The sequence below is a fragment of the Haloplanus sp. HW8-1 genome, from assembly GCF_023703795.1.
Taxonomy (GTDB): Archaea; Halobacteriota; Halobacteria; order Halobacteriales; family Haloferacaceae; genus Haloplanus; species Haloplanus pelagicus.
On the sequence record NZ_CP098518.1, the window covers coordinates 871,637 to 891,978 of the forward strand.

Here is a 20,342-nt window from a genome sequence, read left to right on the forward strand (position 1 = left end):
GCCCTGTGGATCTCGGAAAACGGGTGTGAGTGGTCCTCTACGAATCTTCGGAGGTGGGCAAGAGGGTTCGGAAGTATGCATCAGATTTGCTCGAAAGGTTCTCAAAGACGGTGCTACACGCCCTTGATTCTCTACCGAATCTCGACAGTGGTAACCCTACCTCAGTCAGCCAGTGAGAAGTCTCGATCTACCTCTCGGATCAGTTTGCACAGATCATCCCCATCGACGAGCTTGACGTTCGAGTCGACTGCGACTTCCGATGCGTTCGAGGTGAATCGTCCGGTCGTCACGACGATCACTGCGTCCACATCATCCTCTTGAGCATACAGACCGGCATACTGCTGAACCTCGCTACTGCTCACGGGATTGTCCGAACTGTACCGTTTGGCCTGAATGATCTGTTTCTGTGGGAAAGGTGAATCCTGCTCGGCGATCACGTCGATACCTCGATCCACCGATGCAGTAGTCACCGACGTTCGCCATCCAATCTCGTTCCATAGCTCGGCGACGAGGTGTTCGAACTCGTACTCGTCCATCGACTGGAGCGTGGCGAGTAGCTGATCGTCGGAGAGTTCACTCAGTGTAGTGGCCGATGCGTTCGTGCCGGAAGCGTCAACGGCTTCTTGACTCGATACTCTGCCAGTCTCTGAGATCTCCTCAGTCTCCGATTCCAGCCGTTCGATCCGAGAGATACGCTTATCCAGCGAAGGATGGGTTGCGAGTAAGCTACTCGCTATCCCACCCGAGAAGTCGACGAAGCTGATCGCGCTCCGACTTGCACTCATGTCTACATCATCGACACGTCGTTTCTCCGAGCGTAGCTTCTCCAGCGCACTTCGCATCCCGTCGTAGCGCCCCGTGGCTCGAACGGCATCCTCGTCGGCGACGTACTCGCGGTAACGGGACACCATTCCGACGAAGACGAGGAGGAAAAAGTGAACGCAGACGCTTACGGCTGCCCCCACAAGACGCATGAGCCAAGGACGGTCGGAGTCAAGCGAGGCGAGTAGGAAGAGGATGAAAAGGCCAGATGAGACGATAGTGACGATGGAAGTCCCGAGGCCCATCAGTATAGAATCCCGATTGCGAAGATGGGCAAACTCGTGTGCGACGATTGGCTCCAACTCGTCGAGCGACATCCGCTGAACGAGACCCCTGTGGAGGAACACCTTCCCGCTCCCTCGCCGACCCAGTGCGAAGGCATTCAAGCGGTCGCTCTCGATCAGGTACATCTTGGGCTTCGGGATGTCTAACTCGTCGGCGATCCGATCCGCTCGGTCGTGTAACTCAGGATGATCTTCGGGCGTGATCTCTCGGCTCTCCTCGGTCCATAGAGGAAATTGAACCGTTATGAGGTACTGGAGCACTACGAGCAGGGGAAGTCCCACGACAGCGACCCATATGCCACCGATTGCGAACAGGAGCAGTCCGATGAGCGCGTACACACCCATCAAGACGGTACTGGCGATGCCCATCCGAATCGTCAAACTGAGATCTCTCATCGGCGATCCCCTCGTGGGACGCAAATATTAGTCACGTTACTTGTTAGTTTTCGCTGACCCACACAGAAGCCACTTCGGACGAGAATCAAATCCGCCGTCTGTACCTTCAGACGGACTCACTTCCGTTCGAGCGTTCAGACGGAGCGTGGATGGACTCCAGTGCTCAGGCAAGGCTTCGTCTGAACCTTCAGCGAGTCTTCCTCGTATCTCGATGATCTGCCCGTACAATTTGTTCTTCGAGCCTCCGGAAGAGGCGAGGAAACCTCATAGATCGCACGGTCATGACCGCCTTCACAGCTAAAGAGACAGATCCGCTCTCAGGTCACGCAAAGCCCTGTAGACGACCCTGACAGGTATTGGAATCTCGTAGGGATGTGTTCCCAGTTGGTCGCTCGAACCTTTCTCAGCCGTCCCTGTGGCGGTGTCGACGATCCCAGCGTCGACTGTGGTCGTCGTTCCCCGCTCAGAAGTCGTCGAGGGTGTAGCTCCCTGTCTCATCGTCCCCGTCCCGATTACTACTCGTATTCCCACGGAGACCCTCGTTCGAATCCGGGATCATTTCGCTGCCCTCGTCCTCGTCGTCGATCAGTTCCTCGACGGTCTCTTCGTCGAATTTTTCGAGGGCGGACTTCTTGTCCCAGACTTCGACGTGTGCGATGATGTGCGACTCCTCCGTGGAGTGCCCCTCCCGCTCGGCATCGTTGAATGCTTCGCGGTATTCGGGGTTGCTCACCATCGTATCCCAGTTGGGATCGACGTTCCGATCCTCGGGGTCGATTCGGTGTTCGTCGGTAATTTCCATGAGATCGACCATTACGTGTTCCTACTCCTTGCCGTTCCATTCGCTGAACCTTCAGACAGCACCTATACCAGATCACGGCCATCGTCTTTCGGTGGTGTCAGGTTCTTCGGCTCTCACCCATCTATTACTAATATGAGTTACTTGTTTGTTTCTACTGACCCCTCAGAAGATGCTGTTCTACAACTTTCCACCCCATCGGTCAGAGATTTCTGTGATGGGATTGGTGCCGGAGACGAAGGTTCGAATCTTGGAGGCGCTGGACGAGGAGCAAGCGCATGGATATCTCCTCGCGGAGCGCCTCGATCTCTCTCACGGGTACATCTACACTCACCTGAAGGAACTCCGCGAAGAAGGCATGATCGAGGTCGTCGACGACTCCGAGGAGAAGAAGATCTACGGACTGACGGAGAATGGCGAATACCTGTTGAAGGCGCTCACCGATCGAGACTGAGGTACTACTTCCCGTTCGACTACCCACCCCCGATGAATGGCTGAAAATTGCTCCCGCTCTCTGCGCGAGTGTCTCTTGAGAGTGCTGAACGAGAGTTTCGGGTTTCGGTAGATAGTCGCATAAGCTTGTCTGAGGGTTCAGACGAAAAAAGAGACTGCTACTCCGAGTATGGACAACCCGTGAAGGCGTAGGGTGACACGACATGAAGCGGGCTTGATGTGATTTTTGTGTCTGAACCTTCAGCGAGTTCCCGCTCTGACGGGAGAAAGAGGTTATCTGAACCTTCAGTCGCGCTCCAGCCACATCTGCATCTTTGCCTGTTGCATCCACCTCGACTTGCGAAGTTCGAACTCCTCTCTACGTTCTTCCTCTGTCGCGCCCTGTTCTTTCGAAACTCGCGCATATTGTGTATTAGTATGCGGGAGTTTCGAAAAACGAGGACCGGAGCGATTCTTCGGAAGTACGACTTGACCAAACGGATTGACGTTCCCAATACCGTCGTCGACGTAGATCTTCGCGCCTCCCCGACCGTCACCAGATGCAGGACGAGTCGAAACATCACCATTATGGCGGCGATCATCCAACACATTCCGAACGTATTGAGGAGAGATATCAAGAGGAGCCGACTGAACGATTTCACTGGTTCTGGCACTACTTAGCTCTCTCAGAGTATTGAGAATCACTTTTTTCTTCTCGCATCCTACGTTGACATCGACATCTTCTGGGCCGGCGTTGAGGGGGAGCCAATCAGGTACAGCAGCAGTATCCACGTACACAGTGGCACCCTGCCCGTTCCGAGCGAACCGGAACAGAGCTTGAAGGACTTGGTGCTCTCGGACGTGTTTGAAGATCTTGTCTCCGGTGTATCCGTATGACTTGTCCATACCCCTCCCATTCGATTCAGCGGTGTATCCCGCCAAGGCGCACCATTTCTTGATGATCTCGTCGCCGGGGTGAGGACTACCGAGAATGACCCCTGCGTCCACATTTTCGAGTCTGTCCGATCCCAGCAGATTCCCGTAGTATGCGGATTTACTCAGACTACCGATAGCATTTTCTAGCTTCTCAATACCGCTCTTGGACGAAATAACACCTATCGAGTTGTGACGTTCAGAGACTTCCGTTACTAGTGCAGCGTCCCTCTCGGGAGCAACATATGTCCCTGAACTATACACTCTCGCCTTGGACGAGGTTTGGATGATTCGGAGGTTCTGTATCTCTGAAATATAGCGTAACCGTTCACGATCACTGAGCACTTGCTGAACCCCCAGCGAGCGAGATCGATCACCGAAGAGACCGAGTTCAAGTTCCCACATAAGTTTCGTCGGAGTTCCATCAAGAGCGACGAAATGTTCAGAGAGAGGTGGCGGATTATGGATATAGATCGTATCGTCCTTTCTACTTCTAAGTCCGATTTTCTGAGGGCCTAGCTCGGCTATTTCCCAGCCATTACTGAGGTTTCTCGATTTCAGAAGAGTTAGAACACATAACCCACCCATCGTATGGGTTTGACTCCTATTGCTATTGAACGGTGCCTGATCGTCTACGAGATCGACTTGTTGAAGCATTTTAAAGGCTTTAGACAGATTGTCCCCATCTCTGCCGTCGATAAGGTCACCGTAGTCATCAAACGGGATGCGAGAAGTATCCTGAAGAAATGCCGTTACTGTTTCCGACGGGTTTTGAATTTCGACAAAATAGTCTCCGCCGGGGAATTCATCAAAAATAGGAACGCGATTTTCAAGGTATTCGTCAGCATAGGCATGGAGTGGATGTCCAACTAGGATGTCGTACTGGGAGGGACTGAAGTTGGCTTCTTGTTCGTATGGACAAGGCTCGCTCGTTGAACACGGAAGAGGAATCCGACTGTGGATATGACTGGCAGATACGCCAGCATTTAGAAGTTCCCGGACTCTTCGCTGTTTCCTCTCACCGTGCTCGCCCTGAACCGTCGGACACTGCTCGTAAACCGATGGAAGGATCTTGACGCTAAGTCCACGCCTCTGTCCAAGCTGTTTGATCGTCTGGTACTGCTCTGCTCGTCCTCGCTGGGTCAAAATAGTCACATTTTGATCGGTGTAGTCTACAGCTTTGACGAGTCCGCGAGTCTTCCCTGTGGCAGGGAGAGCATCAACTAAAGTTGGGGTATCGCTATTGAGTGCATCCTCGATTGTGGAAACAACGCGATTCCGGACATCTTCAAGAGTGTTGATCGAACTATTCGCCGAATCTTTGGGTGTTGGATTCGTAGTTGCCATTGCAGTTTGCCAGTCTGAGGGTTCAGGCGACTGCGCCTCGTCGGGGACTGGTGATCCCCGACTTTTGTTGTCTGACTAATCGTTATTATTGGAATCTAACTCGGCGGCGGCCTGCCGCAGAAATTCATTCCACGACAGATTGAGCCGTTTCTTGATCTTCCGAGCCTCGTTGCGTGCGTCTCGATGGGCGCGGATTGTCGTGTATCCGTCTGGATTACCCATGCGCCACTTTAGATTATGAATCAATTTGAATGTTCGTGTACATTTCCGCGACCCATGGCGCTTGAAATCCGCTCCAGAGGGCCTCTTTAGCCCGTCTGAACCTTCAGACAGACCTATCAATTTTGCAGAATAGAAGAGAATCCCTCGCTCGAAGCCATCCCCACCTATTATTCACCCTCGCTCTTATCCACTGACCAAGCAGACACTCCCATGCAAATCTCTGAACTTCTCACTCCCCGCGACGAAGTCCTCGAAGGACGATTCCAAGGTGTCCTCCAAGCCCACAAGGTCACTGGCGATGACGAGCGACTTGAGAACGATCCGAACCGCTTGCTCACCGCTACGTACCCCTCGAACGCCCTCCGCAACGTCTTCGATCGAGTCGCCGACAAGCTCGCCGGTCGGGACAGTCAGGGCGGAATCATGCTCACGGGGCCGTATGGCTCCGGTAAGTCCCACGGGCTACTCGTGCTCTACCATATGTTCAACCACCCGACTGTCGCCCAGTCGTGGGCCGACGAGTGGGACATCCCGATCGACCTCCCGACAGACTCCGACGCCGCCATCGTCTCGACGAGTGAGACCGATGCGGATCTGATCTGGGAGCCGATCTATCGTAGTGCGGGGCGAGAGGACGTATTGGAGGAGATCGATCGGTATCCCACGACCGATCACGTCGAGAAGTTGGCCGAGAACGGAACCTACGGCGTGTTCTTCGACGAGATCGAGGCGTGGTGGGAATCGTTCTCCGAGGAGGCCGACCGAGATCTGCTCGAACGCAACCGCTTCTTCCTCCAGAACCTCCTCGAAGTCGCCAACGATCCCAACGAGAACCTCTTCGCCTTCATAACGCTCCTCGACAGGAGTGATCGGCTGAAGGAGATTCTCGACCGGACGAACCCACACGCCGAAGACCTGAACGCCACGGGCGACCGCGAACGGATCATCATCCACCGGCTGTTCGAGGGGACGCCGGACGACATCGACGAGAGCACGGTTCGATCGGTCGTGGAGCAGTACGTCGACAGCTACGAGTATCCCATCGAGATCGACGAGCCGAAACGCTACGAGAATCGGATGGTCGAGACCTATCCCTTCCACCCGGAGTTGCTCGACCTGCTCGACAGCATCTACGAGGCGGCACGCGAACGCCAGAACGTCCGTGGCGTGATGAACGTCCTCGCCGACACCGTCCGTCAGGTACACGACGAGACGGATCTCGTCGTCACCTCGGATGTCAACCCGCGGGCGTTCCGGGGGATCAACCGAACGCTGTTCGATCGCTTCACCTCGGACAAAGAGGAGCTTGGAGAGACCGAGCACGGAGTCGACCTACTTCAGGTGATCCTCCTCTATACGCTCGACGACCGCTCCCAGATGGCTTCGACGACGCAGTGTCTGCTCGGGACGTTCAAGCCCGACGAGACGACCGTCGACCGCCTCCACATGACGCTGGAGGGACTCTACGGCACGGCTCACTACCTCGACAAGCAGGACGGGAGCTACTTCATCACCGAAGACCCGAAGCTGACCGCACTGATCACCCGCGAGCAGGAGCGCATCCTCGAAGAGAATCGTGACCGAGCGGTCGAAAAGCTCGTCGACGTTGTCCGAGACGAGGTGTTCGATGGCAGTGTCTACGTCTACGGCTACGACGACGTACCGGACGAGAGCAAGCAGACGTTCGTGGTGACGCTGGAGAACATCTCCAACGGGACACTCACCTCCGAACTGAGCGATTTCTTCGAGGAACGACGATATCAGAACACCGTCCAGTTCATCACGCCGAAACAGAGCGTCCTCGAAGACGACGACATCGTCAGTAAGGCGGCACGGGTGTTCGGAGCGGAGAATCTTCGCGGCAAAGTCGAAGACGAACAGGGTGAGCTTGAGCCGCTGATCCGCGACGAGTACCGACAGCTACGGAAAGAACTGGAGAGTCGCTACGGGAAGTGGGTCAAGTGGAGTAGTACCCCGGACGGTGATCTCCGACTCCGTCGAATCACGGTCGATCCCGACATCGAAGCGGTCAAGGAACGGATCGGGAAGGACACGACCTATGTCGGGGAGGAAATCGTCGCCCGCGTCAAGGAGAACGAGGGTGGTATTCGCGTCGGATCACTTCTCAACGATTTCCTTCAATTCCGTCGCCTTCCTGTCCTTCTCGACGAAGGGGTGTTCTACTCCGCCGTGAGCGAACTCCAGCGGAAGGGCGATATCGTGCTCGAAGGCAATCGAGCCAACTTCTACGTCGGCGATCTCGGTCAGTATCCCACGGAAATCGAGGACGAGATGACCATCCGACATCCCGACAATCTCCCAGAGTCGGTGTTCCGCGAGGAGACCGACGATGACGAAGACGAAACAGGTGACGACGACTCTGGAGGGGGCATTACCGACTGGGGAGGGGATGATGAGACGGACGACAAAACCGAGGATGATTCGAACGGAGACGACGAGACCGAGCCTACCGAGACGGAGCATTCGACCGAAACCGTCGAAGTCTCCCTCGAAGGGAACTCGGCACGGGTGCTCAAGAGCACCGCCGAATCGAGAATCAACGAGACGACGGACACCGCCACACACGTCCGACTGTCCTACGATGTCGGTGCTCTCTCGAAGTCCGAACTTATCGGTTTCATCGAGGGGCTTCCGAACGGTGAGAAGATCGAGGCCAAGGTGGTGATCGAGCGTGACGCTGACGAGTGAGCGGCTGGAGTCGCTGGTCGAGGCGGACGATCCCGTGGATGTCATCTGGGAGGCGTTGTGGGATATCTGGTGGCCGCCGTCTGAAGGTCCAGCCGATCACTACGACCACGACCGAGAGTGGGCATCGGTCGAACTGGAGCGGACGCTCGTCGACATCTACTGGGAGTTCTACAGCGAGGTGCTCCCGTGGCGATGTGTGAACGATGCGTCGATCGAGGTGCCTGACGACGGAGCCTTCCTCGTCATGGACGCGATGAGCGTCCGCGAGGCATCCCTGTTCGCCGCCGCGCTGGAGTCGGACGGGTACGACGTGGACGTGAGCTATTCGTATGCGACGGTGCCCTCGGAAACGACGCCGTACAAGAAGCGCGTCGGATACGCCGATCTGGATCGGGAGTTCCCCTCAGCGACGGTTCGAGACCTACATCCCTCGCTCGCGGGTGACGAACGTCTCGTCTGGAGTCGGTACCCCGACGCCCTGCTGGAGAACATTCAGGAGGGGAAGACCGAGTTGTCGTCCGTCGAGGACGCCTACGACGACTCCCTCCGCGTGTTCCGATCGATCCTCGACCAACTCGACGCGGATCGGATCGTCGTCGGGGCGGATCACGGCTACGTGCGAGAGGAGTCGGGCTACTCCTTTGCGATCAGCGAGCACGAGAAGAACAGGCTTCGAGATACCTTCGGCGGTCAGCGATTCGTCGGCGTCGACGAGGCGGATGCGGACGATCTCGTCGAGGATCGGCTGGCGGTCGAGGCGGACGGATACTATATGCCGGTCGGTCGGTACACGTGGCCGGTTCGCGGGAAATACAGCGTCTACCAACACGGTGGTCTGAGTCTCATGGAATGTCTTACCCCTCGTCTGGAGGTTCAGCGATGACGGATCGACGCCCGATCGAGATATCGTTCCCCATCGATCAGGTGAACGAAATCGCGGAGAAGGAAGCCCACGCCAAGCGGTACTACCGTCCCGTCTACACCATGCACAAGTGGTGGGCGCGACGGCTCGGCTCGGTCTTCCGGACGATGCTACTCTACTCCCTCGCCGACGGGGAGATGTCCGTCCGTGGCGAGCGCCAGTCGACGTTCCAAGAGGAGAACGGGCTTCCGGAGATCGACTGGGACAACCCTGACGCGCTCTGGGAATACTACCTCGAAGATGTCGACTTCGACGGCAAGACCGTGCTCGACCCGTTCATGGGCGGTGGGACGAGTATCGTCGAGTCGCTTCGTCTGGGCTGTAACGCCATCGGGAGCGAATTGAATCCCGTCGCGTGGTTCGTCGTCAAGAAGGAAGTGGAGCCGGTCGACTTGGACGACCTCGACGCCGCATTCGAGAAACTGGAAGCGAGCGTCGGCGAGGAGATTCAGGACTACTACCGAACTGAGTGTCCCCACTGTGACGAGCACGCCGACGCGATGTACTACTTCTGGGTCGACGAACTTCCGTGTCGGAACTGCGGGGAGGATGTGGCGCTGTTCAAAGACTATCGGCTCTCGAACGCTCGATCGTCGAAGGACGATCACTACAACGTTGTCTGCCCGGACTGCTGGCACGTCTTCGAGACCGACGACTATCGTACAGATACCACCTGCCCTGAATGCTCACGAGAGTACACCCCGAAGGACGCCGGGAATGCCTCTCGTGGGAGTTACACTTGTCCCCACTGCGACGAGCATCCGGAGATGTCGATCATCGAGAGTGCGGAGCGGTTCGGCAAGGCGGAAAAGTCGCTCTTCGCGGTCGAATACTACTGCCCTGAGACCGACGAAAAAGGGTACAAATCTGCGACCGAGTTCGACCGAGAACTGTTCGCTGAGGCGGAGGCAGAACTCAACGAGAAGCGAGACGAACTCCCGATACCGACTACGGAGCGGTATCGAGGAAGTTCTGATCGGGCGCGAAACCACGGCTACGAGCGATACGATCAGATGTTCAACGCTCGTCAATTGCTCGGCCTCTCAAAACTCCTGAATGAAATTGATGATATCGAGAATCAAAATCTCAAGGAGCTTCTGCTCTTAGCGTTTTCAAGCTCTCTGGCGTACAATAATATGTTCTGCGAGTACGATAAGCCATATAACAAGCTCACAGGGATCTACAAGCGACATACAATCACGGCTCGCCATACCCCTGTTGAAAATAACGTCTGGGGAACAGAGTATGGTCGGGGTGCATTCTCTGGTGAGTTCGATAAAATGCGAGCGGGCAAAGAGTTCTGCCAGAATCCCTACGAGAAGTACGTCGAAGACGGTGAGACGAAACAGCGCGACGGCATCGGGAAGATCGAGGGGTTCGTAACTGACGACCCCGACCGGATCGGCGACCCTGTCGAGGGACAGGAGGATGCGACCTACAACGTCCATCTCCGCTGTGGGACTTCGGAGTACCTCCCCGTCGAAGACAATAGCGTTGACGCCGTCATCACCGACCCACCGTACTTTGACAACGTGATGTACTCCGAGACGGCGGACTTCTACTACGTCTGGCTCAAGCAGGTGCTCGAAGACGAGTACGACCACTTCACCTCCGAACTCACTCCGAAGGCCAGCGAGGTGGTGAGCGACCCCGCAGGCGAGGACAGCGTCGACACCTACCGCGACGAGGATCACTTCGTCACGGGGCTGACGAACGTCTTCGATCAGGCGAATCAGAAGCTCAAGGACGACGGTATCATGGCCTTCACCTTCCACCACAAAGATCCGGAAGGGTGGAGCACGGTGCTGAAGTCCGTGCTCGAAGCGGGCTTCTACATCACCGCGCTGTACCCCATCCGTGGAGAGATGCGAGGGTCGACACACATCCACGATAAGGCCAACATCGAATACGACATGATCGTGGTGTGTCGGGATCGCGTGGAAGACCCCGAGACGGTCAGTTGGCGCTCGCTGGAGGACGAGATCTACTTCCGCGCCGAAGAAGAAATCAACCGCCTCGAAGAGAGCGGGTCGCGGCTCACGCAGGGGGATATCTTCGCCGTGACGATGGGCAAGTGTCTCGAAGTGTACTCCCGCCACTTCCCGAACGTCACCCACGAGGGAAGCGAGATGTCGGTCGACGACGCAGTGGGAACGATCCGCGACATCGTCGACGAGCAGTTGATGGAAGAGCGTATCCAGACCCTCAGCGACGAGATGGACGCCCTCAGCGCCGTCTACCTGACCTACGTGCTCGGACGGGGCGATACCGTCTCCTACAACTCGCTCAACAAGGACCTGCGAACGCGAGGTGTGGATGTCGCCGAACTCGTCACGGAGCGCCTACTCCAGCAGAAGGGGGATCAGTTGGCCGTGCTCTCCCCCGAGAAGCGAGCCGAGGCCATCGAGGGGAAGCGCGATCCGCTGGCAATCGATCGGGCGCACTACCTCCGATATCTTTACGAAGTCGACCGACTCGCTCAGGAGTTCGGGAAGTGGAGCGATACCGAGTCGATCGCCGCGCTTCGACGGCTCGCCGATATCGAGAACGACGACGAGTACGCGGACATCGCGGACTACGTCGAGGAGCGAACCGACGAACAGCTCGACCTCGGCGACTTCTGAGCGCCATAGGTTTATGAATCAAACCGACACAGTATCAGCCAACTGATCGATGACGCTGGAAATCGGCTACCACGTTATGTCGCAGGACGCGGCTGCGAAGCACGGCGTCTACGACGACGAACTGAGCATCGTCGAGTTCCTCCGGCACGTCGACCAGCAGGAAGAACTCCCGCTCGACGTGACCGTCACTGGACTCGACGACTACCTCGCCGCTGCGGACGATCCCGAGGACGCCGCCGAGCACGTCCACGAACTTCTCCGAGACCGGGTCAACTTCATCATGAACCAGAGTCCCGTGATTCAGTTCGTGGTCGACGACGTGGAGACGTGGAACGGTGGAGTGCTCTCGGCTGAGGGTACAGACATCCGGCTCATAACGATCTTCGGAGGAAGTATCGATCAAGAGGGTGCCGGGTGGTACGCCGGAGAGTTCAACGTTCAGACGTAGTCGCAGAGAGTCAGTGTGTGGAAGGTTGCTCTGCGCCTATTTCATCACCTTCCGCTTCGAGAGGATGGAAACCCCTTGGTGAGTGATGCAGGTTCGTGAGACCGGCGTCAGTGCCTTCTCCGCGATGCCAGCGGCCGAGATCTGACTGTGACCTTGGTCACGATCATAAGTCAGACCAGCCTGTTTGATGTTTTCACTTCGGTTGCCTTCACGATTCACCGGGGGTCAAAACACTAACCCTACTGGGTATTCATCTGGCTGTATGACGGTTTACGCGGAGGCAGCCCAACGCCTTCGAACGCTGGTTACTTTTCTTGAGGCAGAAGGAATCCCAATCCCGAGAACCGAGTTGACCGGCAACCTTGGGGAGTGGTTGGTCATGGATAGGCTCATAGAACGAGGGTATGAGCCAACCCTCTACTCTGCCCAGCATGACTACGACATAGAGTTGGCTGATGGAACGCGGGTGGAGGTGAAATCGGGGCAGTACGACGTGGAGGATTCACTGTGGCGATTCGACAATATCTACCCCGACCGCTTTGATATCCTCGTCGCAGTCAAATTTAAGGACGAGTTTGAGCAGGAAGTCTTCTACTTGTTTGATGCAGATGAGACGGCGAACCTGCCACCAAGGACGATGACGAATCCGGATGATGAGAGACGGTTAATACGACTTCGTGAGGACCCAACCCGGCACCGCAGGTCTGATATGCAGACACTTAATGAGCGAATCACCCGACATCGGGATGCTTGGGAGAAAATTCATAGCTAATTCCCGTTCTATCCGACTATCGCACTGAGACGACAGGCGTGCAATACTCGCTGAAGGTTCAGACGGACAAAGGCACCCGGTTGGTTCTCGAAAAATATGGTCGCGTTCTACGGAGGAGGTATCCGGGTCGCGGAGGCAGGACGTTTCGGGTTTCGGTTCTGTCGGTCGAATTGCCGGACTCGATTGCCTGTCTGAACCTTCAGCCGTCTCGGTACGGCTCTACCCAGCCCGGAACATCAAGCATAGCAGAGAAATTCTCGTCTTCGACCGCTAAGATGGATAGCCCATCCTCCTCTTCGGGGGGATGCTCAATTCGGATTCTGATGCCGTCATCGGATGTAGCCGTCACGACAGCTAATTCCGGATCTCGATCATCCGTCTGAACCTCCAGCAGTTGTCCCTCGTCTAGATCGTCAGGCTCTGGTGGACGCTTCCACCCTGCGAGCCAATCATCGTATCCGTCTCCACCGTCGGGCGGTGAACCGGGGCGCTTCTTGCGACGACTGATCGTCCCCGTGTCCATGTTTTGCCACCCTTCGTTTCCCTCGGGGCCGACGTAGTAGACCCAACTCTCGTCTGATTCGGATTCCTCTTCCAGCGGGAAGTCGCTCAAGACGTACTCGGTCTGCTCATCCTCTGCCGTGGAGTCGTCTTCTGCATCACGAGCTTCGATCGTGCTCTCCTGCTGCCACCCGAGTTCTTCGTCGTAGACCCAGCCGTCGACTTGGAAATCCCACCCCAACTTCCAGATAGCGTAGGCCAACCCATCCACACCCAGTTCACTAGCTTCTTCGTAGGCTTCGGCCTGATCGGGATTGGAGTACAGCGAGTCGTGCATCGCGTACTTCATCCCCGAATCGACGACCAATCCCGTTGCGTCCATCCAACGCTCGAACTGTGCCAGCCGCCGTTCCTGATCGTCCACGGAGTCAGTGGAATCGTCCTCGGTCATGGTTTGCTCTGTAGTGTTTGATAGGCCGTGCTCAGGGCGGTTTGCGAGACGTGACCTGAGACACGGGGGGCAATCATCTAAGTCTACTCCAGATCTCGCAGAAGGCCGATTACGGGCTTTCCAGACTACATTCCGTCGAGATATTCCCGTCGCTGTTCGACCTTCACCTCCTCGCTCCGTCTGTCGTAGTGCTCGTCCAGTACCTCCTGACTGACGTTCATGCGGTCACTGACGACCTTCTCAGGCACGTCCTCGGTCAGGAAGTGCGTGATCGCCCCGCGACGGACGGCGTGCGAAGAGACGGATGACGGGCACTTGCTCGCGTGCCCGTGCTTCCCCGCTTCGCATTCGTCGGGATCGCGGTCGTGGGGACAGCCGCTCCCGTACTGACAGGGTCGCGTCCAGCGGTACACGATGTCCCGCACCGTCGAGATATGGGGACGACCCTGCTTGGTCGCCAGTAGCGGCTCTCGACCCTCGTCGTCGACAACGTCTGGACGTTCATACGCGAGCCAGTCCTCGACGACGGTGCAGGTCTCGGTAGTCAGCGCGATGTATCGCTCGCCGTCCTCTTTGTTCTTCAGCGGCGTCTCGTCCCTGTGCTGAACCTTCAGACGCTCCTCGTCGGGGTCGTAGTCGTCGACATCGAGCGCCCGAACACCGCCCGCTCTGACACCCGTGCGCCAGAGGAGACGGAGGAGGACGTGCTCCAGCGAGGCGTACTCGAAGCGGCGTAGGTGGCCGAGGATCTCGTCTGCTCGCTCGCTTTCGAGCATCACGTCGCGCTGGTTGTCGCTCCCCGAGAGCGTCGGGGACAGTACCTTCTCGTGGAGTTGAGGCAGGACGGCGTCGATGGATTCGCAGAAACGGACGAACACCCGCACCGTGTCCATCTGGGTCTTCAGGCTCGCCTTGGTCAGGTCACCGTCTTCCTGTCGCCAGAGCTTGTAGCGGTGCAGGTCACGTCCGGACAGGTCATTGAGGTTGTCGACGCCTTCCTGCTCACACCAGCGGAGGAGGTGCTTGAGGCGGTACTCGTGGGACTGGAGCGTCGATGAGGTGACTTCGGGACGACGCTCTTGCAGGTACATCTGTACGGCTTCGTCGGGTTCGATGGGTTCGAGTTCGTCGGACATGGTCTGATCCCGTCGAACGCCAGAGATTCCGAACCTCTCGACCGCGCCACCGCGAGCGAAGCGAGCGGTGGTTAGTCGGGCCGTCAGGCCCGACGCAAGGTTCGAATCCCGCCACGCCCGTCTCGTTCGCTTCGCTCACCCGACGCGCGTGGCTCAATCCCACTCGCTCATACGTTCGCTCGCGGGACTCCCGCCACGCCCGATTTCCGTCCGAACGGAGGACCGCTGTCTGCAGGTCGGCGCTGGGCTGCCGGCGAGACTACAGAACGTCGTCGTCGACGACCTCGGGGACGATTTCGGCCTCCACGAGCGGCGTGATGTTGATTTCGACGCCGTGCTTGCGGTTGGGTTGATACCCCTCGGTCGTGATCTCAGAGAGTGCGCGATCGACCCAGTCGGAAGAAATGTCGTTCGCGATCTCGTCGCAGGCGTCCCCGATCTCGGTCGCGAGCGCCTCGTACTCGTCGAGACCACTCGCCAGTTTGGCACAGAGCCGTTGCCGCGCCGAGACGCCGCCCTCGCCGATCTGCGCCTGACCGGCGTCCTCGAACTGGTCGTAGTAGTACGTCGTAAAGAGGATGCCGTTGCTCGCGTAGTGTGTCGAGCCGACGAGGTCGTCGTAATATTCGAAGAGGTCGTACAGGTGTGCCTCGACCGGTTCGTCCCCGGCTGCGGCGTAGGCCTCGAAGGCGGTTTCGAGGGCATCGAGGGCGTCGAGCCACTCCTCGCGGTTTTCCTTGACCGTCTCGTAAAACGAGGGGCTGAACAGATCGCCCATGTCGACGTCCGGAAGGGCAGCCAGTTCTGCCAGCGTCTCCAGCCGCGATGCCGTCCGCTCTCGGAACTCGGCGACCCGCTCGGCGGCCGCACGCGCGACTTGCCGGTTCTCCGCGGGCCAGTCGCGTGGCTCGGACTGTGCCAGGTCGGCGAGTCGATCCTCGAAGACGGCGATCTGTTCGAGGCCGCTCTCACAGCGGGTGTACGCCTCGGCGGCTTCGGACCGCTCGGTCGCCGAGAGCGCCCCGTCGCTACGCCGCCGGTTAGCCGCGCCTCGCCGCTCCCGGAGCAGGGCCTTTCGCGGTTCGAGGTAGTGGTTCCGGAGGCGGTCGAGGACGCCCGCGTCCAACTGGTGGTAGTCGACGAGGCAGCCGAAGCCCTCGCCCTCGGAGTCGGATACGAGGCGTTCGGTCGTCAACCGCCACAGAATCGGGGTCCGGTCGAACGTCGAGACGTGGTGGTCGAAGAGGTCGTCTTCGAGCCACGTTCGGAGGTTCGGATAGGCCTCTTGGGCCGCCGACTCGCTCCCCAGAATTCGGTCGACCTCCGCGAGGCGGTCGGTGGCCCGATCACCGAAGAGGCGGTCGAAGGCCGCCTCGATGTGCGCGAGGAGGCCGCCCTCGCTGCCGACGTCGGAAAAGGGCACGATGCCGTCATCCTGCTCGGCGACGACACGAATCGCGAGATGGAGCAGGAGATCCTTGACCATCTCCGGGAAGTCGTCGGTCGGTTCGGTGATGGATTCGGGGTCGTATTCTTCGTGTTCGCGGGGATCCTCGATGGTCCGGAGGGCGATCTCCTGGAACACCGTCTCGCGCCGATCGTCGGCGATGCCGAAACAGTCGAACACCGCCTCGTCGATGGCGTCCGCACACGCTTGGAGGTTCGCCTCGATGCGTTCGAGATGTCGTGCGGCGGCGACACCGAGTTCGTCCAGCGAAGCGTCTACCGAGACGGTCTCTGGGGGGTCGTCGAGTTCGAGTTCGTCCCGGAGTTCGCGGTGGGGATGCTCGTGCTGTGGGAGCGGGTCGCCGACGCCGAGAACGTCGAGAAGGATCGGACCGTCGTAATGTGGCGAGACGAAGTCGTACTGGCGCTTGGAGACGAGGTGGCCGACGGCCTCGCGGGAGAGGGCTGCAAGATCGTCGTGTTCCGCCAGCGCACTCAGCCACGGAACATTCGAAACGAGGCCAACCTCCCAGTTTCGTTCCGTGGTCTGGGCGAGCATTAAATACGTGAACAACTGGCTGTTCGCGTACGCCAGGCCGTTCCAGATCCGTCGGGTCGGGAGGAGCGCGGAACCCATGTGGCCGAAGACGGAACTGGGATGGAGATACCCGAATCGACGACCGCTCTCCTTGATGAGCGTATAGGTGAGTGCCTCGTTGAAATAATACTGTGTGTTCTGTGGCCTCGATCCCCAATATCTCTTTATTTCTGTCCCACTGTCTCCCCAGAGCACGGTTTTCTTCACTCGGGGGAGTATCCACGCGTCCGCACCTCCCTTCGCGAACGGCGGCCAGCCCTCGGACTGTGCCTCCCAGAAATCACGGACGAACCGCGAGTCGTCTGCAGTCGCCAAGCCCTGTTTGATGACGCCGTACGTGTCCCGACCGGTGGTACTCGAGTTGTCGGCATCGAGGACCGAATCCGCTTCGTATAGGGACCGGAGTTCCGTTGGAACCCAGTAGGAAAGGGGGCTGCCCGGAACCTTCTGGAACTCGGAGAGGGTACACGTGTATCGTCGTTGTACGTCCCCCCGTTGGCTTTCGAGAAAGGCAGCGCGCAGGAAGACACGTTCTTTCCGATCCGTTTCGACATCCTCCAGTCGGATAAACGTCCCCTCGGAGTTCTCGGTGGACTCCGATCTGACGACCATCCCCGCCGTGCGAACCGTCGCGTCGTCCAGAACGCCGATGCCGTACTCCGCGAGAAAGTCGAACGACCCACGGCCCCCGATGAAGTCCTCCCGGAACTGCTGGAGGGACGTCTTGAACATGAACGACCGTGGAACCAGCAGCCCCGTTCGTCCGTCCCGTTTGACGAGGCGGTCACAGGCTTCGAAGAAGTTGATGTAATATTCGGTCGTGTAGTCGTAGTGATCGGTGATATACTCCTGTACGTCGTTCGGCATCCGTCCCCCGGAACCGTACGGCGGATTCATCAACGCCACGTCGTAGTCCTGTGTCAACACTACCAGCAAATTCAGGAAACTTCGAAGGTTCTGCTCGCCGAACGAGTCCGACGTGCGGTCCGCGACGGCCGCCCGCAACTCCTTCAGGAAGGCGTGAAGCGTTTGGGGCGCGTCGTCGTCCCATGCCATGACGTCGGCCTGGCCCGTCTCGAACTCGTCTTCGAGTGCCCCCTGCACGTCGAGGAGGCTGCCGAGCGCATCGGTGGTCTGGAACTCCTCGATGACGCCGTCGAGGGCCGCCCGAACGTCGGTGCCCTCGCCCGTGATGTCGTCGAGGACTCCGGCCGCCGCTTCGACTTCGGCCACGCGGGCGTCGGCACACACGACACCGAGGGTCGGCATCTCGAAGTCCTCACTCTCCGCTTCGGCGCGGGTTCGGCCCTTCAGATAGAGGTTGAACGCCGAGAGCTGACACGACCGGAGGTCGATGTCGACGCCGTAGAGGTTGTGTTCGAGGATCTTCGCGGGAATCTCACCCCGGTCGAGGTCGGTTTCGGCCCACCAGATGCGTTCGAGGATGTCGAAGGCATAGAGCAAGAAGTGACCGCTTCCACAGGCGGGGTCGACGACGCGAAGGTCCGAGGGGTGATCGAATTCGGGGGCCTCCCGACCGCCCTCCTCGGGAATGAGATACGTACAGAGTTCGGGGACGGTCGGCGCGTCCTCGGGCGTGGCGAGGCGCTCCTTGCGCTCTTCGGGTGAGCGAGCCTCCGGGTCGGGGACCGCCGACTCCCGACCGACCGACTCGAGATAGAGTTTGCCGAGGCTGTTGTCGGCGAGCATCCGCACGACCCAGTGGGGGGTATAAAACTGGTTCGCCGGTCCCACGTCCTCGGGTTCGAGCGTGTTCTTGGCGTCGAGGGCTTCGACGACCGGTCGATTGTAGTATTCGTACACCCATCCGAGGACGTCGTCGGCCCGCCAGACCTCGTCGGGCACCTCGTCCAACAGCCCACAGAGTTCTTCGAAGGTGTCGCCGTCGGGGTCGAGCAGACTATAGGACGACGAGCGGTCGAAGAGGATCTCGATCTCCGCGGCGAGGTCGTCACAGGCGTCGTGGTAGGCCGTCAAGATCGCTTCGTCCTCCAGCAAAAACTGCTCGTGGACGAGCGTCTCGGCGGCCGGAGTCAGGCCGTCGCCCTTGAAGACGGTGACTTCCTCGTCGAGGAAATTCCGCACCTCCATGCACCGCAGCGCGGCCAGGCGATTGACGATGGTGTAGCCCACGCCCGTGACGTACTGGTCGACGGCTTCGGTCCACGACTCGCCGTCGACGGCTTCGAGTTCGATCGCTTCGACGAGTTTCCGCGGTTCGTCGTCGAGCGCATCGTGGTTTTCGGGGGCATCGTCGAGACCCCGCCGTGTGAGTTGGTACTCGACGTTGGCCTCGACGCGATCACGCATCTCGGCGACGATCTCCTCGAGGTGTTCGCGTTCGGCCTCGTCCAACTGTGCCGTCCGCTCGTGTGAGACGTGATCCGTCATAGGGAGAGTTGAATACGCCATCAACAGCGGCGGGTAGTTTCAAACTTGTCTCCCTCGGACTCGATTGCCCCCGACGACTCGGAGGACGAGAAACCGAGGTCCTCCGGTTCGAACGACGGCACCGACGAGCGACCCTTCGTATTCGGGGCGATACTTTGGCACGGGGGGCGTCGAGGCGGAGATCGGATCGACGCGCTCGCAGGAACAGCCGTACGGCTCCATCGGGGTCGTCGGACGGGAGCGATCCACCCGAACGCCCACCGTGTACCCGCCGGCTCGCTTCGCTCGCGGGGCTCCCGCCACGTCCGCGTCACACGAGCCACCTCTAAGTGTCGAGGGAGCCAAGGGGAGGGTATGGGCGAACGTATCAAACTGAGTCGGGCCGAGTCCGCGTTCGAGCGCCTCGATTACCCGGTTACTCGGGACGATGCCGCAGCCGAGTTCGCTGACGTAACGTTGCTGTTCGCAGACGGGGAGTCGAACCTCGGCGAACTCGTCTCGGAACTCGGGAGCGACGCCTTCCACGGCCCGGACGAACTGTTCGCGGAACTCCAGAGCGCCCTCCCGATCGAGGCGGTGGGGGAACCGGGACAGTCCGACGGCGACGCCTGATACGGATTATTGTAACTGTTTATCGGTGGTTCGCCGGACCGTCTCGGCGAACCACCGGTAGTGACTTACGATAAACCGTATGACCCCGGCGTATCCGTGGGTTAAAGACCGTCGAGCGTCAGGCTTCGAGCCACCATGGAGTTCTGCGACGAATGCGGATCGATGATGCAGACCGAGGACGACACGTGGGTCTGTACGCAGTGTGGCTTCGAGAAACAGCGCGACGTGGAGACCGAAGCCGAGATGGTCACGACCCAGGCCCAAGAGGAGTCGGAGATCATCGAATCCGGCGGCGGTTCGAGTGGGCTCCCCACGACGAGCGCCGACTGTCCCGAGTGTGACAACGACACGGCGTACTGGTACATGCAGCAGATCCGCGCGGCCGACGAGTCCGAGACGCGCTTTTTCGTCTGTACCGAATGCGAACACAAGTGGCGCGAAGACGACCACTGACGTCTCTCCTTCCCGATCCGTTC

15 protein-coding genes are annotated in these 20,342 nt (G+C 58.8%); 8 read left to right on the forward strand and 7 right to left on the reverse strand.

All coding sequences use genetic code 11. The features are described 5' to 3' along the window. Positions 1-161: 161 nt before the first annotated feature. Together NBT82_RS04700 and NBT82_RS04705 are read right to left on the reverse strand one after the other, a co-directional pair. Positions 162-1,502 (reverse strand): M48 family metalloprotease, encoded by a 1,341-nt coding sequence (locus NBT82_RS04700; protein WP_251330417.1) that lies wholly within the window; start codon positions 1,500-1,502, stop codon positions 162-164. A 463-nt stretch (positions 1,503-1,965) separates the two neighbouring features. Continuing rightward, on the reverse strand, positions 1,966-2,316 hold the full coding sequence (locus tag NBT82_RS04705; protein ID WP_251330418.1) for a hypothetical protein: 351 nt from the start codon (positions 2,314-2,316) through the stop codon (positions 1,966-1,968). A 202-nt stretch (positions 2,317-2,518) separates the two neighbouring features. Here NBT82_RS04705 and NBT82_RS04710 point away from each other — a divergent pair, with 202 nt between their 5' ends. Next, entirely contained in the window at positions 2,519-2,755 is a 237-nt protein-coding gene (locus NBT82_RS04710; protein ID WP_251330419.1) for a PadR family transcriptional regulator, read from the forward strand. Positions 2,756-3,039: 284 nt separating this feature from the next. Here NBT82_RS04710 and NBT82_RS04715 read toward each other — a convergent pair whose 3' ends face one another. Together NBT82_RS04715 and NBT82_RS04720 are read right to left on the reverse strand one after the other, a co-directional pair. After that, positions 3,040-5,013, reverse strand: coding sequence for a hypothetical protein (locus tag NBT82_RS04715; protein WP_251330420.1), 1,974 nt, complete (start codon positions 5,011-5,013; stop codon positions 3,040-3,042). A gap of 75 nt (positions 5,014-5,088) precedes the next feature. After that, positions 5,089-5,235 (reverse strand): hypothetical protein, encoded by a 147-nt coding sequence (locus NBT82_RS04720; RefSeq protein WP_251330421.1) that lies wholly within the window; start codon positions 5,233-5,235, stop codon positions 5,089-5,091. A gap of 210 nt (positions 5,236-5,445) precedes the next feature. Between NBT82_RS04720 and NBT82_RS04725 the strand changes: the two genes are divergently transcribed. The 5 genes from NBT82_RS04725 to NBT82_RS04745 all read left to right on the forward strand — a co-directional run bounded on the left by NBT82_RS04725 (position 5,446) and on the right by NBT82_RS04745 (position 12,710). Continuing rightward, positions 5,446-7,944 carry a DUF499 domain-containing protein gene (locus tag NBT82_RS04725; protein ID WP_251330422.1) on the forward strand — a complete coding sequence of 833 codons (2,499 nt, stop codon included), beginning with the start codon at positions 5,446-5,448 and terminating at the stop codon, positions 7,942-7,944. Further along, positions 7,928-8,827 carry a PglZ domain-containing protein gene (locus NBT82_RS04730; RefSeq protein ID WP_251330423.1) on the forward strand — a complete coding sequence of 300 codons (900 nt, stop codon included), beginning with the start codon at positions 7,928-7,930 and terminating at the stop codon, positions 8,825-8,827. Before NBT82_RS04725 ends, NBT82_RS04730 begins: the two co-directional genes overlap by 17 nt. Continuing rightward, positions 8,824-11,490 (forward strand): DUF1156 domain-containing protein, encoded by a 2,667-nt coding sequence (locus NBT82_RS04735; protein ID WP_251330424.1) that lies wholly within the window; start codon positions 8,824-8,826, stop codon positions 11,488-11,490. Before NBT82_RS04730 ends, NBT82_RS04735 begins: the two co-directional genes overlap by 4 nt. Before the next feature lie 49 nt (positions 11,491-11,539). Next, entirely contained in the window at positions 11,540-11,938 is a 399-nt protein-coding gene (locus NBT82_RS04740; protein ID WP_251330425.1) for a DUF8076 family protein, read from the forward strand. 262 nt (positions 11,939-12,200) lie between these two features. Then, a complete protein-coding gene (locus NBT82_RS04745) occupies positions 12,201-12,710 on the forward strand; it encodes a PDDEXK-like family protein (RefSeq protein ID WP_251330426.1) in 510 nt (169 codons plus the stop codon). Between the two features lie 199 nt (positions 12,711-12,909). Here the strand turns inward: NBT82_RS04745 and NBT82_RS04750 are convergent, their stop codons facing one another. The 3 genes from NBT82_RS04750 to pglX form a co-directional block, all read right to left on the reverse strand. After that, positions 12,910-13,662, reverse strand: a complete 753-nt coding sequence (locus NBT82_RS04750; protein ID WP_251330427.1) for a hypothetical protein — start codon at positions 13,660-13,662, stop codon at positions 12,910-12,912. Positions 13,663-13,787: 125 nt separating this feature from the next. Further along, positions 13,788-14,798, reverse strand: coding sequence for a tyrosine-type recombinase/integrase (locus NBT82_RS04755; RefSeq protein ID WP_251330428.1), 1,011 nt, complete (start codon positions 14,796-14,798; stop codon positions 13,788-13,790). A 259-nt stretch (positions 14,799-15,057) separates the two neighbouring features. Further along, positions 15,058-19,254 (reverse strand): BREX-5 system adenine-specific DNA-methyltransferase PglX, encoded by a 4,197-nt coding sequence (gene pglX / locus NBT82_RS04760; protein ID WP_251330429.1) that lies wholly within the window; start codon positions 19,252-19,254, stop codon positions 15,058-15,060. A gap of 354 nt (positions 19,255-19,608) precedes the next feature. On the opposite strand from pglX, the gene NBT82_RS04765 reads away from it, so the two are divergent. Together NBT82_RS04765 and NBT82_RS04770 are read left to right on the forward strand one after the other, a co-directional pair. Beyond that, a complete protein-coding gene (locus NBT82_RS04765; protein WP_251330430.1) occupies positions 19,609-19,866 on the forward strand; it encodes a DUF5789 family protein in 258 nt (85 codons plus the stop codon). Positions 19,867-20,001: 135 nt separating this feature from the next. Further along, complete coding sequence (locus tag NBT82_RS04770; RefSeq protein ID WP_251330431.1) at positions 20,002-20,319, forward strand: transcription factor S; 318 nt, start codon at positions 20,002-20,004, stop codon at positions 20,317-20,319. The last annotated feature ends 23 nt before the right edge of the window (positions 20,320-20,342 follow it).

Coding starts and splice junctions, on each gene's coding strand:
- NBT82_RS04700 (WP_251330417.1), bottom strand. CDS start 1,502: ATGAGAGATCTCAGTTTGACGATTCGGATGGGCATCGCCAGTACCGTC.
- NBT82_RS04705 (WP_251330418.1), bottom strand. CDS start 2,316: ATGGTCGATCTCATGGAAATTACCGACGAACACCGAATCGACCCCGAG.
- NBT82_RS04710 (WP_251330419.1), top strand. CDS start 2,519: ATGGGATTGGTGCCGGAGACGAAGGTTCGAATCTTGGAGGCGCTGGAC.
- NBT82_RS04715 (WP_251330420.1), bottom strand. CDS start 5,013: ATGGCAACTACGAATCCAACACCCAAAGATTCGGCGAATAGTTCGATC.
- NBT82_RS04720 (WP_251330421.1), bottom strand. CDS start 5,235: ATGGGTAATCCAGACGGATACACGACAATCCGCGCCCATCGAGACGCA.
- NBT82_RS04725 (WP_251330422.1), top strand. CDS start 5,446: ATGCAAATCTCTGAACTTCTCACTCCCCGCGACGAAGTCCTCGAAGGA.
- NBT82_RS04735 (WP_251330424.1), top strand. CDS start 8,824: ATGACGGATCGACGCCCGATCGAGATATCGTTCCCCATCGATCAGGTG.
- NBT82_RS04740 (WP_251330425.1), top strand. CDS start 11,540: ATGACGCTGGAAATCGGCTACCACGTTATGTCGCAGGACGCGGCTGCG.
- NBT82_RS04745 (WP_251330426.1), top strand. CDS start 12,201: ATGACGGTTTACGCGGAGGCAGCCCAACGCCTTCGAACGCTGGTTACT.
- NBT82_RS04750 (WP_251330427.1), bottom strand. CDS start 13,662: ATGACCGAGGACGATTCCACTGACTCCGTGGACGATCAGGAACGGCGG.
- NBT82_RS04755 (WP_251330428.1), bottom strand. CDS start 14,798: ATGTCCGACGAACTCGAACCCATCGAACCCGACGAAGCCGTACAGATG.
- pglX (WP_251330429.1), bottom strand. CDS start 19,254: ATGACGGATCACGTCTCACACGAGCGGACGGCACAGTTGGACGAGGCC.
- NBT82_RS04765 (WP_251330430.1), top strand. CDS start 19,609: ATGGGCGAACGTATCAAACTGAGTCGGGCCGAGTCCGCGTTCGAGCGC.
- NBT82_RS04770 (WP_251330431.1), top strand. CDS start 20,002: ATGGAGTTCTGCGACGAATGCGGATCGATGATGCAGACCGAGGACGAC.